Consider the following 1564-nt stretch of genomic DNA (forward strand, 5'->3'; position numbering starts at 1 on the left):
ATAGAGAAGGCCAAGTCTGATGATTGTATTTGGTCTACCCAGTTTTTTACACTCCAACGAGAGATCGGAAGCGAAGGTTCGAACCTGCATGTGATGATAATTTGAACAGAAGGTGGCAGAAAATCGACAAAGTAGGCGAACTGGTTCAGGCATTCCTTACTATCAATGTTATGAAAGTCATCTAAGACAATATCAAGGTGCTCATTATGGCTAGCCCATTCATTCAACTCATTAATTATCGAAGTGACAGCGCCCTCAATGTGAGCTGAATCGTCCCGAAGCAGTGTCTGTGCTTCTTCTCCGAATTCAGAAATAGAGCTTTGAAGCGCTCCAAGAAAATAACGCCAAAATCTCAGTGCCTGATTGTCGTTCTGATCAAGTGATAGCCAGCAGTGTTTTGATTTACTGTGATGTAGCCACTGCGAAACAAGGGTTGTCTTACCATAGCCTGCAGGTGCAGAAACCAACACCAGCTTTCTGCCACTCCGAAGCTCAAGCCGCTCTAGTAGGTGCTTTCTTAAAATACTGCTTGGGTTATATGGCGGTGATAAGAACTTTGTTTTAAGTAGATTAAATGTTGGCGACATAGCTTCAACTGTATTTGTGTTGTGCGTTATTGGCTAAAAGATCGCGTATTTTACCCCAATAATCAATAGGATGCTGGCTAATATTGGCTGCAATATTTCACTTGGTAGTTTTTTGCTCAATTTTGAACCAAAGTGAATGGCAGGAATAGACCCAACTAGCAGGGAGATTAAAAGAACGAAATCCACATTACCAAGCTGCATATGTCCCAACCCGGCTATGAGCGTAAGCGGTACCGCGTGGGCAATATCAGTTCCGATGATAGTAACGGGGTTTAAGCGTGGATAAAGCATCATCAAAACTGCTGCACCAAATGCGCCAGCCCCAACAGACGTTAGGGTTACACAAATACCGAGAATAAACCCTGCAAATACAGTTAATAAGCCTTGGTATTTTTTAAGCTTATGACGCTCATTACTGCTTAGATTAAATGAACGGGTAAGGCGAGGTTTTATAAGAATTACCAGGGCGGTCATTATTAACATACAGCCAAGCACAGTTAATAAGATGTGTTGATAGCTGGACGGATCACCAAAGTGGTTCTTCAGCATGTAGACTGTAACAAGTGAAGCCGGGATACTGCCTAAGCCTAATCTAAATACTATCTGCCAGTTAACAGTAGACTGTTTCGCATGCGAAATTACACCGCTCGCCTTTGTTGCGGCGGCATAAATTAGATCCGTTCCAATGGCGATATGAGTCGGGAAACCGAAGAGTATAAGAAGCGGCGTCATTAAGGACCCGCCACCGACACCCGTCACCCCAACCGCAAAACCAACACCGGCTCCGGCAAGCACGTACGTAATAAAATCACCTAAAGCAAGAAATTCCATGATTATGGTCTAATATAGATAGGGAAATACAAGGCTTAGTTAATCAAATGGCCGTTTTTGAGGCCTTGCTGTTGATAACACTTCGAGCCAAATTGAACTTAGACAGCACATTAAACAAAGCTGTGCGCACCAATTTGATGCTATTT

The 1564-nt window shown here is 43.1% G+C and carries 2 protein-coding genes; both read right to left on the bottom strand.

Annotation, left to right across the window (positions count from 1 at the left end):
* The coding region (locus A3761_RS21830; RefSeq protein ID WP_156492028.1) for an AAA family ATPase at positions 1-587 on the bottom strand (587 nt) is incomplete at its 3' end.
* 33 nt (positions 588-620) lie between these two features.
* Positions 621-1418 (bottom strand): sulfite exporter TauE/SafE family protein, encoded by a 798-nt coding sequence (locus A3761_RS21835; RefSeq protein ID WP_068510263.1) that lies wholly within the window; start codon positions 1416-1418, stop codon positions 621-623.
* Between the last annotated feature and the right edge of the window lie 146 nt (positions 1419-1564).

Source organism: Oleiphilus sp. HI0123 (genome assembly GCF_001635315.1).

Excerpts from the sequence above, each read along its gene's own strand:
- A3761_RS21835 (WP_068510263.1), bottom strand. The coding sequence starts at position 1,418 with ATGGAATTTCTTGCTTTAGGTGATTTTATTACGTACGTGCTTGCCGGA.